The sequence below is a fragment of the Micromonospora sp. NPDC047812 genome (assembly GCF_040704175.1).
In the GTDB taxonomy this organism is placed as follows: Bacteria; Actinomycetota; Actinomycetes; order Mycobacteriales; family Micromonosporaceae; genus Micromonospora.
In genome coordinates, this window is sequence record NZ_JBEYRY010000009.1 from 145,682 (window position 1) to 160,237 (window position 14,556).

The 14,556-nt window shown below is 75.8% G+C and carries 1 protein-coding gene; it reads right to left on the bottom strand.

The features are described 5' to 3' along the window. Positions 1 to 12 precede the first annotated feature (12 nt). Complete coding sequence (locus AB0883_RS25970) at positions 13 to 14,550, bottom strand: amino acid adenylation domain-containing protein (protein ID WP_366643936.1); 14,538 nt, start codon at positions 14,548 to 14,550, stop codon at positions 13 to 15. Positions 14,551 to 14,556: the final 6 nt, after the last annotated feature.

A 14,556-nucleotide genomic window follows, 5' to 3' on the forward strand; every position in this document is an offset into this window, starting at 1 on the left:
GTACGGTCGTCATCACATTTCCTCCGTCAGTGCGATGTCGGACGCCAGCCGCGACACGACCTCGTGGCCCTGGTCGCCGTTGGTCAGCAGCACCAACCCGGACCCGTCGGGCACCCGGCCGGCGGTGAGCGCGTGGTAGCCGGGGATGCGGCCCCGGTGGGTGAACTCCACCCGTGCCCCGGCGGGCCCCTCGATGCGGTCCACCATGCAGCCGAGCCCGAAGACGCCGCCCGGCCCGGTGGTCAGTTGCGTCACCGCCAGCTCCCGGCTCAGCAGGGCCGGGCCGCCCCGGTGCGCGACGTGGATCTCCCTGACGAGCTGGGCCAGGTCGGTCGCGGTGCTCCAGAGTCCGGCGGCCGCGAGGTCGGTACGCACCTGCCAGCCGCCCGGGAGCGGCTCGCCCCGTTCGTCGTGCCCGACGGCCACCGGCCGGCCGGACGTCTCCGGGAAGCTCTGGTCGAAGCTGCTGCCGGTCATCCCCGCCGGCCCGAAGACCAGCTCGGCCATCAGGTCGGCGAAGGGCGTCGCGGTGACGTCCTCCATGAGCTGCTGCACCACCACGAAGTGGCTGTTGCGCTCCACCGCGACCGGGTCGGGCGCGTCGAGCGCCCGGACCGGGCCGGTGGGCACGCCCCGGCCGTGCAGCACGTCCGACAGGGTCGGCACGGGCCCGCCACGCGGGTGCCCGGTGCTGCCGGTCGGGGTCAGCCCGGCGACGTGGCAGAGCAGTTGCCGCAGGCTCACCGGCCGGTCGGCGGGCAGCTGCCAGCCCTTCAGGTACGCGTTGACGTCCGTGTCGAGCTGGAGCTGCCCCCGCCCGATGAGGACCAGCGCGCCCACCGCGGTGACCCACTTGCTGACCGAGCCGACCTGGAAGATGGTCGCCGGGGTCACCGGGGCGCCACCGCCGGCCGCGCGGTGCCCGGCGGCGCGGGCCTCCACCAGCTCACCGTCCACGAGCAGGGCCAGCGAGGCGCCGGGCACCCGGTGGGCGGCGAGCAGCGGCTCGACGGCCGGCAGCACCGCGGCGGTCCGCGCCACGCCGGAGCGTACCGCCGGATCCGCCGGGTCGACGGACGCCGCCGCCCCGGTCGGGGCGAGCGCGGCGGCCAGCTCGGCCAGGGTCCGGTCGAGCATCGCCGCCCGCAGCGTCAGCGGGACACCGGCCTGCCGGGCCGCCGTGACCACCGGTACGACCAGCAGCGAGTGCCCGCCCAGGGCGAAGAAGCGGTCGTGCCGGCCGACCCGGTCGACCTCCAGGACGCGGGCCCAGATGTCGGCGATCAGCTGCTCCAGCCCCGGCCGGGGCGGGGTGTGCCCGGCGGCCCCGGCCAGGTCCACCGGGGGCAGCGCCCGACGGTGGACCTTGCCGTTGGCGTTGAGCGGGATGGCCGGCACCGGGACGAAGACGCTCGGCACCAGTTGGCTCGGCAGCCACCGGGCACAGTGCGCGGCCAGGTCCGGCGCGTCGCCGACGTGGTAGGCCACCAGGCGGGGCCCGCCGACGCCCGTCGACTCGACGGTCACCACCGCGTCCCGCACGCCCGGATGCGCGACCAGCACCGCCCTGACCTCGCCGGGCTCCACGCGGTGGCCACGGATCTTCACCTGGTCGTCGACCCGGCCGAGCAGGTCCAGCTGCCCGTCGGGCAGCCAGCGGCCCAGGTCGCCGGTCCGGTACAGCCGGCCGCCGTCCGCGCCGAACGGATCGGGCACGAACCGGTCGGCGGTCAGGGCCGGCCGTCCGGCGTAGCCCCGGGCGAGGCCGGGGCCGCCGAGGTGGACGTGGCCGACCACGCCCACCGGCACCGGTTGCAGGTCGGCGTCGAGGACGTAGGTCCGCATCCCGCCCAGCGGCCGGCCGATCGGCGCGACGTCGGCCGGCAGCGGCCCGGTGACCGGGTACCGGCTGACGGCCACGGTCGCCTCCGTCGGGCCGTACTCGTTGAGCAGCACGCTGTCCGGCGCGAGCGCGTGCCAGCGGTCGCAGACCTGCCGGGTCAGTGCCTCGCCCCCCACCACCAGCAGTGGGGTCAGGGCGGCGGCCCGGTCCGCGTCGAGCTGGCGGGTCAGCAGGTCGAGGTGGCCGGGGGTCAGCTTGACGAAGCTGAACGGGCCGGCGTCGGCCAACCTCGGGCCCAGCTCGTCCAGGCCGGCGTCGGGCGGCAGCAGCCACAGCCGCTGCCCGGTGACCAGCGGCGCCCAGATGCTGGTCACCACCATGTCGTACGCGACCGACGAGAAGAGCGCGGCGCCGCCGGTGCGGTCCCCGACGAGTTCCTCGGCCGCCCAGCCGAGATAGTTGGCGAGGCCGCGGTGGCTGATCTGCACCCCGTTCGGCCGGCCGGTCGAGCCGGAGGTGAAGATGACGTACGCGAGGTGGTCCGGGTCGGGCCGGCCGGCCGGCGGGTCGGCGGGCAGCGCGGCGATCCGCTCGGCGTCGCGGTCGAGCAGCACCAGCTCGACTCCGGTGAGCCGCTCGGCGTGGCCGGTCGAGGTCACCACCACCGTCGCCCCGGCGTCGGCGAGCATCGCGGCGACCCGCTCGGCCGGGTGACCCGGGTCGATCGGCAGGTACGCGCCGCCGGCCCGCCACACCCCGAGCAGGGCGGCGACGAGGTCGGCGCCCCGGTCCAGCAGCACCCCCACGACCCGCTCCGGGCCGATCCCCGACCCGCGCAGGTGGTGACCGATCCGGTTGGCCGCCGCGTCCAGCTCCGCGTACGTCGTACCGTCGACGGCCTCCGCGTCGGGGGTCGCCGCGGCCCGCGCCGCGACCCGGTCCGGGACGAGGTCGACGCAGCCCGGCGCGGCCGAGGAGTTCCAGCCCACCAGCACGTCGTGCCGCTCCCCGGCGGGCAGGTACGCCGCCCGGGGATCGCCGTCGGGGTCGGCCACCATGGCCTCCAGCACCAGCCGGTACATGCCGGCCAGCCGTGCGGCGTCGGCCCGGCCCATGGCGTGGCTGTCGGTGCTCAGTTCGAGCCGGCCGGCGCCCGCGGCGACGGCGAGCGCGAACTCCGAGGTGCTCGCGCCGATCCGCTCCACGGGCGCGGTGCGCCCGCCGTCCACCTCCGTGAAGTCGAGGTAGCTGAAGTAGACGTCGGTGAGGCGGGCGCCGCGGCCGGGCGTACGGATGGCCGGCGCCGGGTAGCGGCGGTGCGGCCACAGGTCGGCCTCGCGGGCGTGCACCCGCTGGACCAGTTCCCGCCAGCTGGCCGCCTGCCGGTCGTGCGGGAACGGCAGGGTGTTCAGCGACATGGCGTAGACCCGCTCGCTGCCCACCACGTCGGGCCGGGTGTTGCAGACCAGCCCGCTGTAGAAGGCCGGCTCGTCGGTGAGCTGGCTGAGCACCTTCAGGTGCGCGGCGTGCAGCACCGCCTTGAGCGACACGCGGGTCGCCGAGGCCAGGGCCCGCAGTCGCGGCTCCAGGTCCGCGTAGGACACCACCTCGGTGTACGGCTCCCGGGTGGCCGGCGCGGGCGGCGCCCACGCGGCGGGCAGCAGGAACCTCGGGTGCCGCTGGACCACGTCCTGCCAGTACCGCTGGTCGGTCTCCGAGGCCAGGGCGCGCAGCTCGCCGGCGACGAAGTCGGCGAACCGCACCCCCGGCGGGGCGGCGACGTCGGGCTCCGCGCCCGCCCGCCGGGCGTGGTACCGGTCCAGGATCTCCATCACCAGGGCGTGCAGGCTCCAGCCCTCGATGATCACGTGGCAGATGGTGAGCACCAGCCGCCAGCTCCGGTCGGTCTCCAGGCACACGGTGAACCGCAGCAGCGGCGCCCGCTCGACGTCGAACAGCTCCTGGTACTCCTCGCCGACGAGCCGGCGCACCAGGGCCGTCCGGTCCGCCTCGGCCAGGCCGCGCAGGTCACGGGTGCGGACCGGGACGTCCACCGTGCGGTGCACCAGCTGCATGGGCACCGAGTAGTTCCCGGTGTCCACCGAGGTACGCAGCACGTCGTGCCGGGCCACCACCTCGTCGACCGCGCCCCGCAGGACCGCCAGGTCGAAGGGTCCGTCGTCGGGGACCAGGAACGAGACGACGTTGTGGTAGTGGTTCTGGCCGTTGTCCGCCAGCATCTCCAGCAGCATCCCCAGCTGCACCCGCGACAGCGGGTACGCGTCGTCGAGCCCGGCCGGCAGCAGCGGCAGGTCGGCGGGGGCGACCAGCTCGAAGGGCTCGACGGGGCGTTCGATCGGCTCCGGCGCGTCCCGGCTCGCCAGCACCTCGCAGAGCGCCCGGACACTCGGGTGCCGGAAGATGTCCGCGACCGTCACGTCCAGCCCGGCCGCGCGCATCGTGCCGGCCAGCACCAGCGCCGTGATGGAGTGCCCGCCGAGGTCGAAGAAGCCGTCGACGACGCTGACCGCCGGCAGGCCCAGCACCTCGGCCCAGGTGGCGGCCACCCGGTCCTCCAGCGGCCCCGCCGGGGCGACGAAGTCCCGGCCCGCCAGCGCCGCGCCGGTGGGCGCGGGCAGCGCCCGCCGGTCCAGCTTGCCGCTGTTGTTGCGCGGCAGCTCGTCGAGCAGCACGAACGCCGACGGGACCATGTACTCCGGCAGGCTGCGTCCCAGCGCGGCGCGCAGCGAGGCGACCTGCGGCGGTTCCCCGTCGCCGGCCACCAGGTACGCGGTCAGCCGGGAATCGGCCGGGTCGTCCGCCCGGAGCACGACGACCGCCTCCGCGACCCCGGGCAGCGCGGCCAGCGCCGCCTCGATCTCGCCCGGCTCGATCCGGTAGCCCCGGAGCTTCACCTGGTCGTCGAGGCGGCCGAGGAACTCCACGCTGCCGTCGGGCAGCCGGGTGGCCAGGTCGCCGGTGCGGTACATCCGGCTGCCGGGCGGGCCGTACGGGTCGGGCAGGAACCGCCGGGCGGTCAGCTCGGGCTGGTTGAGGTAGCCGCGGGCCACCCCGTGCCCGGCCAGGTACACCTCGCCGGGCACCCCGATGGGGGCCGGGTGGCCGTACTGGTCGAGCACGTACATCCGCACCCCGGACAGCGGCCGGCCGATCCGGCTGCCCACCCCGGGCGCCAGGTCGGCCCTGGTGATCCGGTGGTACGTGGAGTAGACGGTGGTCTCGGTGATCCCGTACATGTTGACGAGCGCGACCCGGGCCAGCCCGAGGCGGGCCGCCCACGGCGCGAGGTCGGCGAAGTCGAGCTTCTCCCCCGCGACCACCACCGCGCGCAGCGACAGGTCCCGGATGCCGGGGGCGTCCTCGGCGGCGAGCCGGACCAGCCCGCGCAGCGCCGTCGGGGTCTGCGCCAGCATGGTGACCCGCTGCGTCACCAGCAGGTCCAGCAGGTCCTGCGGCACCCGGGCCACCTCGCGGGGCACCAGCACGAGCCGGCTGCCGTGCAGCAGGGCGCCCCACAGCTCCCAGACGGAGACGTCGAAGGCGTACGAGTGGAACAGCGCCCACACGTCGGTCTCGTCCACCGCGTAGTGCTCCTGCGCCGCGTCGAGCAGGCGCAGCACGTTGGCGTCGCTCACGCAGACGCCCTTGGGCCGGCCGGTCGAGCCGGAGGTGTAGATGACGTAGAGCAGGTCGTCCGGGTCGCGGGCGACGCCCGGATCGGTCTCCGGCTGCCCGGCCAGGTCACCGGCGTCCAGCAGCACCCGCCGCCCGTCGAAGCCGGCGAGCGACTCCGCCTGCGCGGAGGTGGTGACCACGGTCCGCGCCCCGGCGTCGGCCAGCATGTAGCCGATCCGCTCGGCGGGCTGGGCCGGGTCCAGCGGCAGGTACGCCGCCCCGGCCTTGAGCACGCCGAGCAGCGCGGGCACCAGGTCCGCGTCCCGGTCGAGGCAGACCCCGACGACGGTCTCCCGGCCGGCGCCGGCCGCGCGCAGGTGGTGCGCCAGCCGGTTGGCGGCGGCGTCGACCTGGGCGTACGTCAGCTCGACGGCGCCGGCCACCACCGCCACGGCCTGCGGATCGCGGGCCAGCTGGGCCTGGAACAGCTCGACCACGGTGCCGGTGACCGGCTCGTCCGCGCCGGTGTCGGTGACGCCGAGCAGCCGGTCGCGCTCGCCCCCGGGCACGCAGACCGCCTGGCAGTCGCCGTCGGGGTCGGCGACCATCGCCTCCAGCACCGCCCGGTACATGCCGGCGATCCGGTCCAGGTTGGCCTGGCTGACCAGCCCCGCCCGCGCGGAGAGCGCGTAGCGGCCCCGCTGGGCGAAGCAGGAGAGGTCGAACTCGGTGGCGCCCTCGCCGGCGTTGCCCGTGACCACCGGGCCGGAGCCGTCCCCGCCCTGCGTCGCGCGGGTGAAGTCCTGGTAGTTGAACAGGACGTGCAGCAGCCGGTGGCCGGCCTCGCGCTGCATCTCGGCCAGCGGGAACCGCCGGTGCGGCCACAGCGCGACCTCCCGGTCGAACACCGCGGCGACGAGGTCCCGCCAGCTGCGGGCGGTCCGGTCGTACGGGAACGGCACCGTGTTGAGGTACATGCCCTGCACCCGGTCGGCGCCGAGCACCTCGGGCCGGGCGTCGCAGACGAGGCCGGCGTGGAAGCCCGGCTCGCCGGTGAGCTGGCTGAGCACCTTCAGGTGCGCGGCGTGCAGCACCGCCTTCACCGACACGTCGGTGTCGCGGGCCAGGGCGCGCAGCGCCTCGTCCAGGTCGGTGAAGTCGACCGTGGCGTCGACCGTGGCGGCCGGCGCGTCCGGCTCGCCCCAGCCGGTGGGCAGGGTGAACGGGGCGCGCCCGTCCCACACGGACCGCCAGTGCTCCCGGTCGGCGGTCGACTCCAGCGCGGCGAGTTCGGCGGCGATGAAGTCGGCGTAGCGCACGGGCGGCACGTCGGCCGACGCGGGGGTGCGGCCGTCGACCAGCTCGGCGTAGGCGTCGAGCACCTCGGTGACCAGCCGCGCGCTGCTCCAGCCCTCGGTGACGACGTGGCTGATGGTGAAGGTGAACCACCAGCTCTCGTCGCTGTCCGGGTGCGCGGTGACGCGCAGCAGCGGCGCGGTGGAGACGTCGAACGGGCGGGCCCGCTCGGCGGCGACGAACTCCGCGAAGAGCGCGGCGTGCCGCTCGGCCGGGACGCCCCGGCCGTCCTCGACGCGCACGTCGGGTTCGGCGTGGGCGTGCACGAGCTGCATCGGCACCGAGTAGCCGACCAGGTCGAACGACGTGCGCAGGATCTCGTGCCGGGCGACCACGACGCGGACCGCGCGGCGCAGCGCCTCGGCGTCGAACGGCCGCCCGTCGCGGACCTGGTGGGCCAGGACGCTGTGGTAGACCGCGCGGTCGCCGCTGACGGCCGACTCCACCAGCATGCCGAGCTGGGTGCGCGACGCCGGGTAGGCGTCGACCAGGCCGTCGGGCAGCCGGGCCCGGTCGGCGGCGCCGATCAGCGCGTACGGCGCGACCGGGCGGAACTCGTCGGTGTCGGCGTCGCCCAGCGCGGCGGCCAGCCGGCGTACGGTGCGGTGCGCGAAGACGTCCCGCACGCTGGTGCGGTGTCCGGCGGCGCGCAGCGTGCCGACCAGGGTGACGGCGAGCATCGAGTCGCCGCCGAGGTCGAAGAAGCTGTCGGTGACGCCGACGCGGGCCACGCCGAGCACCCGCGCCCAGATCCCGGCGATCTCCTCCTCCACGTCGCCGGCGGGGGCCTGGTACTCCCCGGTGGCGTACGAGCCGGCGTCGGGGGCCGGCAGCTGGCGCCGGTCGACCTTGCCGTTCGGGTCCTTCGGAACGGCGTCGACGGTGACGTAGGCGGCCGGGACCATCGCCTCGGGCAGCGCGGCGAGCAGCCGCTCCCGCAGCCGGGCCGGGGCCGGTGCGTCGCCGGTGGCGGGCAGCACGTACCCGACGAGGGTGCGGCGGCCGTCGTGCTCGCGCACGGCGGCGACCGCGTCGGCCACGCCGGGGCAGGCCCGCAGGGCCGTCTCGATCTCCCCCAGCTCGATGCGTACGCCGTGCAGCTTGACCTGCGAGTCGAGCCGGCCCAGGAAGTCCACGGTGCCGTCCGGTCGCCACGCCGCCGCGTCCCCGGTGCGGTAGAGCCGCGACCCGGGCGGGCCGTACGGGTCGGGCACGAACCTCTCGCCGGTCAGCCCCGGCCGGCCCAGGTAACCCCGGGCCAGCCCCGTCCCGCCGACGCACAGCTCGCCGGGTACGCCGACCGGCACCGGGTCCAGCCGGTCGTCGAGGACGTACAGCCGCAGGTTCGGGTGGGGCGTGCCGAGCGGCACCCGGGACAGCCCGGCCAGGGCGTCGGCGGTGCACCGCCAGCTGCTCACGTCGACGGTGGCCTCGGCCGGCCCGTACGTGTTGTGCAGCTCGCAGCCGGGCAGCGCGGCCAGGAACGCCCGCGCCACGTCGACGGCGATCTCCTCGCCGCCCACCGCCACCGACCGCAGCGACCGGCACCCGGCCAGCCCCTCGGCCAGCAGCGCCGGGAGCATCGACGGCACGAAGTGGACGGTGGTGACGCCCTCGCGGGCCATCAGCTCGCACAGGTACGCGGGGTCGCGGTGCCCGCCCGGGCGGGCCACCACGATCCGGGCGCCCGCCGACAGGGCCGCGTAGACCTCTCCCGGCGAGACGTCGAAGCCGATCTCGGTCTTCTGGAGCACGACGGCGTCGGAGTCCAGCCGGTAGACCCGCGCGCCGACGTGCTCGGTGCGGTTGACCAGGGCCCGGTGCGACAGCAGCGAACCCTTGGGGCGGCCGGTGGAGCCCGAGGTGTAGATGACGACGCTGCCGTTGTCGGGGCCGGTGAGCGGTTCCGGGTCGGTCGGCGGCCGGTCGGCCCCGGCGTCCGGGTCGTCCAGCAGCACCACCGTGGCCTCGACCGGCGGCAGTTGCGCCCGCAGGTCGGCGGTGGTGAGCAGCACCGGGGCCGCCGCGTCGGCGAGCATGAACGCCAACCGCTCCGCCGGGTACGACGGGTCCAACGGCAGGTACACCCCGCCGGCCTTGTGCACCGCCAGCATCGCCACGACCTGCTCGACCGACCGGTGCGCGCACACCCCGACCAGGACCTCCGGTCCCACCCCCAGCTCGCGCAGGTGGTGCGCCAGCCGGTTCGCCCGGCCGTTGAGCTGCCCGTACGAGAACGACACGCCCTCGGCCGTGATCGCCACCGCGTCCGGCCGCCGCGCCGCCTGCGCCTCGAACGCCGCCGGCACGTACCCGCCGACCTCGACGGTGCGCCCCGGGGTGAACCGGGCGAGGTCGGCACGCTCCCCGGCCGGCAGGCGCGGCGCCGCCGCGTCCCCGTCCGGGTCGGTCACCATCGCCGTCAGCACCTCGCGGAACATCGCCCCGATCCGCACCAGGGCGGCCGGGTCGGCGGTCCGGCTGTCGCTGACCAGGCGGACGGTGCCGCCGCCCGCCCCGACCGACAGGCCGAACTCGGTGGCCCCGGGGCCGCCGACCTCGACGAGGTCGGTGCCGGCGGCGGACACCTCGGCCACCCCGGCGCCGTCCTGCCGGGTCTCGACGTAGCCGAAGACGACGTCGATCGGGCGGGACCCGGCGTCGGCCAGCCGCGCCACCGCCGGCAGCGGATAGCGCCGGTGCGGCCACAGCTCCACCTCGCGGTCGAACACCGACCGCACCAGCTCCCGCCACGTCCCGGCGGTCCGGGCGTGCGGGAACGGCAGCACGTTGATGTACATCCCGTGCACCCGCTCCGCGCCCCGCACCTCCGGCCGCGCGTCGCACACCAGGCCCGTGTAGAAGGCGGACCCGCTGGTGAGCTGGCTCATCACCTTCAGGTGCGCGGCGTGCAGCACCGCCTTGACCGAGGTGCCGGTGTCGCTGGCGAGGCGTCGGACCGCCGCGTCCAGGTCGTTGACGTCCACGGTGTACCGGCAGACCGCCGCCGCGCCGGAGCGGTCACCGAACGCGTCCGGGAGGGTGAGCTTCGGCCGCCCGGTCACCACCGCCCGCCAGTGCTCGGCGGTCTCCGGCGAGCGCAGCGCCGCCAGCTCGCCGGCGACGTGGTCGGCGTACCGGACGGCGGGGGGCTCGGCCTGGGTCGGCGCCTCGCCGCGGCTGCGCCGGGCGTACTCGCCGAGCAGCTCGGCGAGCAGGGCGTTGAGGTCCCAGCCGCCGGTGACCAGGTGGCTCACCGCGAGGGTCAGCCACCAGGCCCCGGCGCCGTCGGCGTGCGCGGCGACCCGCAGCAGCGGCGCCGGCGACTCCAGGTCGAAGGGGGTACGCCGCTCGGCGGCCAGGTGCTCGGAGTGGCCGGCGGCCGGGTGCACGGCGACCGGCACGGCGGCGCTCGCGCGCACCAGCTGCATCGGCACCGAGTAGCCGGTCAGGTCGACCGAGGTGCGCAGCGTCTCGTGCCGGGCGACCAGCGCGTCGACCGTCGCCTGGAGCGCGTCGGCGTCGAGCGGCCGCCCGTCGTCGACCCGGATCGACTGCACGATGTGGTACAGCGACCTGTCGGGGTCCTTCTGGATCTCCACGGCCATGCCGACCTGCGCCTGCGTCGCCGGGTACGCGTCGACCAGGCCGCCGGGCAGCCGGGCCCGGTCGGCGGCGCCGATCAGCGCGTACGGCTCGACGGGGCGAAAGGCCCCCTCCTTGGCGGTGTCGACCTCGGCGAGGGCGGTGACCAGGCGACGGATCGTGCGGTGCGCGAAGATGTCCCGCACGGTGACGTCGTGGCCGGCCGCGCGCAGCGACCCGACCAGGGTCACCGCCGTCATCGAGTCGCCGCCCAGGTCGAAGAAGCTCTCGGTGACGCTGACCCGGTCGAGGTCGAGCACCCACGACCAGACGCCAGCCATCGCCGACTCCACCGGGCCGTTGGGCCGCTCGTAGCGGCCCCGGGCGTAGGACTTCGCGTCCGGCGCCGGCAGTTGGCGCCGGTCGACCTTGCCGTGCGGGTCCACCGGGACGGCGTCGACGGTGACGTAGGCGGCCGGGACCATCGCCTCCGGCAGCTCCGCCAGCAGCCGCTCGCGCAGCTCACCGGGGGTGGGCGCGGATCCGCCGTCGGCGACGAGGTAGCCGACGAGGGTGCGCCGGCCGTCCTGCTCGCGGACCGCGGCGACCGCGTCGGTCACCCCGGGGCAGGCCCGCAGGGCCGTCTCGATCTCCCCCAGCTCGATGCGTACGCCGTGCAGCTTGACCTGCGAGTCGATGCGGCCCAGGAAGTCGACGGTCCCGTCGGGCCGCCACGCCGCCGCGTCCCCGGTGCGGTACAGCCGCGACCCGGGCGGGCCGTAGGGGTCCGGCACGAAGCGCTGCGCGGTGGTGCCCGGTGCCCCGAGGTAGCCCCGGGCCAGCCCGAGTCCGCCGACGCACAGCTCGCCGCGCACCCCGACCGGCACCGGTTGCAGGTGCTCGTCGAGCACCCGGACGGTGAGGTTGGTGAACGGGGTGCCGAGCGGCACCCGGGACAGCCCGCGCAGGGCGTCGGCGGTGCAGAGCCAGCTGGTGACGTCGACGGTGGTCTCCGCCGGGCCGTACGTGTTGTGCAGCTCGCAGCCGGGCAGCGCGGCCAGGAACGCCCGCGCCACGTCGACGGCGATCTCCTCGCCGCCCACCGCCACCGACCGCAGCGACCGGCACGCGCCGATCCCCTCGGCCAGCAGCGCCGACAGCATGCTCGGCACCAGCTCGACGGCGGTGACGCCCTCGCGGACGATCAGCTCCCGCAGGTACGCCGGGTCCCGGTGCCCACCGGGGCGGGCCACCACGATCCGGGCGCCCGCCGACAGGGCCGCGTAGACCTCGGCCGGGGAGACGTCGAAGCCGATCTCGGTCTTCTGGAGCAGCACCGCCCCCTCGTCGAGGCGGTTGATCCGCCGGCCGGCGTACGCGGAGCGGTTGACCATCCCCCGGTGCGGCACGAGGACGCCCTTGGGCTGGCCGGTCGAGCCGGAGGTGTAGATGACGTAGCAGCCGCTGTCGGCGTGGGTGCGCGGCTCGGGATCGGTGGCCGGCTGGCCGGCCCAGGCGTCCGGGCCGTCCAGCAGCACGGTGACCGCCTCGGCCGCCGGGAGCTGACCGCGCAGCTCGGCGGTGGTGAGCAGCACCGGGGCCGCCGCGTCGGCGAGCATGAACGCCAACCGCTCCGCCGGGTACGACGGGTCCAACGGCAGGTACACCCCGCCGGCCTTGTGCACCGCCAGCATCGCCACGACCTGCTCGACCGACCGGTGCGCGCACACCCCGACCAGGACCTCCGGCCCCACCCCCAGCTCGCGCAGGTGGTGCGCCAACCGGTTCGCCCGGGCGTTCAGGTCCCCGTAGCTCACGCGGGTGCCGTCGCAGGTGAGCGCCACCGCGTCCGGCCGCCGCGCCGCCTGCGCCTCGAACGCCGCCGGCACGTACCCGCCGACCTCGACGGTGCCGCCGGAGGACCAGCCCTCGATCTCGTCGCGCTCCGCCGCCGGCAGCCGGACGGCGACCGCGTCGCCCTCGGGGTCGGCCACCATCGCCGTCAGCACCTGGCGGAACATCGCCCCCACCCGGGCCAACGCGGCGGGACCGAAGACGTGGCTGTCGGCGACCAGGTCGAGGAAGCCGCCGGCGGCGGTCACCTGGAGGGCGAACTCGGTTCCGCCCTCCCCGGCGATGGCCTCGAAGTCGACGGACTCGTCGGCGACGGCCCCGGCCCGGCGGAACTCGGTGTAGTCGAAGACGACGTCGATCGGGCGGGACCCGGCGTCGGCCATCCGCTGCACCGCCGGCAGCGGGTACCGCCGGTGCGGCCACAGCTCCACCTCACGGTCGAACACCGACCGCACCAGCTCCCGCCACGTCCCGGCGGTCCGGGCGTGCGCGAACGGCAGCACGTTGATGTACATGCCATGCACCCGCTCCGCGCCCCGCACCTCCGGCCGCGCGTCGCACACCAGGCCCGTGTAGAACCGTGCCTGGTCGGTGAGCTGGCTCATCACCTTCAGGTGCGCGGCGTGCAGCACCGACTTGGGCGACACGTCGAGGGTCGACGCGAGCGCGCGCAGCTTCGGCTCCAGGTCCTGGTAGCTGACCCGGGTGCGCAGGCTCTCCCGTGGGCCGTCGGTGCGGCCCCAGCCGTCCGGCGTGGTGAAGCCGGCGTACCCGTCGACGACGCCCCGCCAGTACGCCTCGTCCTCGCCGCCCTTCAGCGCCGCCAGTTCGGCGGCGACGAAGTCCGCGTAGCGCACGGCGGTCGGCTCCGGCGACTCGGGCACCATGCCGGCGCTGCGCCGCTCGTAGCAGCCGATCAGCTCGACCAGGAGGGTGTTCAGGTCCCAGCCGCCGGTGACCAGGTGGCTGACGGCGACGGTGAGCCACCAGCCCCGCTCGTCGGTGCGGTGCGCGGCGACCCGCAGCAGCGGCGCCGGCTGGTCCAGCTCGAAGGGGCGCGCCCGTTCCGCGTCCACGTACGCCCGCAGCCGGGCCTCGACGTCCCCGCCGGTCAGCTCCGTCACCCGCACGTCGACCGGCGCCTCGGCGTGCACGAGCTGCATCGGCACCGAATAGCTCGTGAGGTCGAACGAGGTACGCAGGGTCTCGTGCCGGCCGACCACGTCCCGCACCGCCGCCCGCAGCGCGTCGGCCGAGAACGGTCGTCCACTGTGCACCCGGAAGCAGCGGACGATGTGGTAGAGCGACTTGTCCGGGTCCTTCTGGATCTCCACCGCCATGCCGACCTGCGCCTGCACGGCCGGGTAGGCGTCCACGAGGCCGGCGGGCAGGGCGGCCCGGTCGGCGGCGGTCAGCAGGGAGAAGGGCGCGACGGCCTGGAAGGCCGGCGCCGCCGGGGCGGCGTCCTTGGCGCCGAGGTGCCCGGCCAGGGCGGCGACCGTGCGGTGCACGAAGACGTCCCGGACGGCCACCCCGAAGCCGGCCGCCCGCAGCGCGCCGACCAGGGCGACCGCGCGCAGCGAGTCGCCGCCGAGGTCGAAGAAGCTGTCCTGGGTGCTGACCTGTTCGAGGTTGAGCACCTGGCCCCAGATGCCGGCCAGCCGCTCCTCCAGCTCGGTGGCCGGGGCGACGTGCGCCCGCGCGACCGGCACCGCGGCGTCCCAGAGGGCGGCCCGGTCGACCTTGCCGTTGGCGTTGAGCGGGATCGCCTCCACGGCGACGAACTCGGCCGGGATCATGTACTCGGGCAGCTGTTCCGCGCACCGCTGCCGCACCCGGTCGAGCAGACCCGGGGTCGCCGGCAGGGTCGGCCGGTAGAAGGCCACCAGCCGGGCGTCGCCCTCGGCGGCCGATCCCGATACCAGGGCGACCGCGTCGCCGACGCCGTCGGTGCCCTCGACGACCGACTCGATCTCGCCGAGTTCGATCCGGTAGCCGCGGATCTTCACCTGGTGGTCGATCCGGCCGACGAACTCCACCGCCCCGTCGGGCATCCGGCGCACCAGGTCCCCGGTGCGGTACATCCGCGATCCCGCCGCACCGAACGGGTCCGGTAGGAACCGTTCCGCCGTGAGCGCCGGCTGGCCCGCGTAGCCCCGGGCCACACCCACGCCACCGACGTACAACTCGCCGACCACACCCACCGGGGACAGGTGCAGATCCCGGTTCAGCACGTACATCGTCATGCCCGGCAACGCCCGACCGATCGGCACCACCGGACC